Here is a 1,451-nt window from a genome sequence, read left to right on the forward strand (position 1 = left end):
ATGCTTATAGCACGGTTCAGCGCGTCGTAGGCCGAGACCGTCGTGAACGTTTCCGACTCCAGCAGCGAGTCCGGGTCGGCGACGTTCCAGTCTATAGTCTGATTATACGCCTTGGTAAACTGTCGCGAACTTTGTAACAAGTTGCCCTTGAAGTCGTAGGCGACGTTTTCCACAAGCCCGCTCTGGTCGTAGGATTTCCACATCATGCCGCGCAAATTTCTGGCTTCGGGATTCGGCGCAGATTCGCCATAGACGGTCCTGCCGACAAGTTTTTCCGTGCCGCCGTTTTCGCTCAGCCACTGTTCCACGGGGCGGCGCAATGCGTCGTAAACGCTGCGCAGCCTGTGTCCGCGGCTGTCAAAACCCAGTGCGGGCTGGCCGTCCACGGCAAGAAGCGTCCTGCGTTCCCCGGCGTCCATGCTGTCCGTCCGGCAGGCCACGGAAAGGGAGTTGTAGGCGTAGGCCATCACCACGTTGCCGCGGGCGTCCGTCACGGAAAGGGGATTGCCCAGGATGTCGAATACCGTGAGCGTGGCGTACCTGCCAAGCGTCCCGTTGTCCGCGACGCCGTAGAACGGGCGTCCCTGCGCGTCCAGGTACTCCACGGAAGGCGTGTCCGTGTGCTTCGCGGCGAGCCATGCGGCCCTCTTTTCAGAATCTGCGGGCTCGCTTCCCGCCGGGTCCGGCGAGCCCCTGTCCGCGTACCATGAACTTTCCAGCACGGTGTCGTCCTGGTCGAAGCTCCGCTGTTCCCAGGTGGAGTACTCGACCTTGCTGAACGTGCCGTCGGGCAGGTCCGTGCGCACGAGCCTATCAAGTGGGTCGTAGTGCAGCACGGGCGTGACCCCGGTCTCGACGATGGCGGGTTCGCTCTCGTAGGCGTCCGTCCCGCTGAAGTAGGGCTCGTACTGCTTGACGGGATTGCCCGCGTTGTTGTAGATGGTGCGGCCGGAACCGACCCAACGTACATCAGTCCCGCTGTCCTTCTCGACGACTGAGCCATTTTCAAGCATTTTGTACTTGCCGGGTTCCGCGACGGCCTTGGCGAGCACGACGCGGCCCGCACCGTCCGAATACTCGACGGACTCCAGCCACCTGCACGCGGCGGAGCCGTGCGCCTCGCGGCGGCGGGTGCGCACGTGGACAGGCGTACCCGAATTTTCGAAGCAGCCGAAGTCGTAGATGAATTCCTCGGTGGGGCTGTCGAGCGTGTCGCCCTCCGAAAGCCCCTCCTTGCCCATCAGGGCAACCTTCGAGACGAGACCGAGGGGTGTCCAGTCCACCGCGGTCCTGTTGCCGTTCGCATCCATGACCATCCGAGGAGACATGTAATGGTAATCGTTGTCGGCGGACACCGTGTTCCCCACGGCGTCCGTGACGGATTCCACGAGCCATGAATGCGCGTCGTAGGCGACGGAAGCGAGGTTCCCGAAGGCGTCCTCGATTCCGCA

Annotated in this window: 1 pseudogene; it reads right to left on the bottom strand. The window is 62.8% G+C overall.

The features are described from left to right. Positions 1–1,451, bottom strand: a pseudogene (locus BGX12_RS15195) (hypothetical protein); the annotation flags it as partial.

The organism is Fibrobacter sp. UWR4 (genome assembly GCF_003149045.1).
In the GTDB taxonomy this organism is placed as follows: domain Bacteria; phylum Fibrobacterota; class Fibrobacteria; order Fibrobacterales; family Fibrobacteraceae; genus Fibrobacter.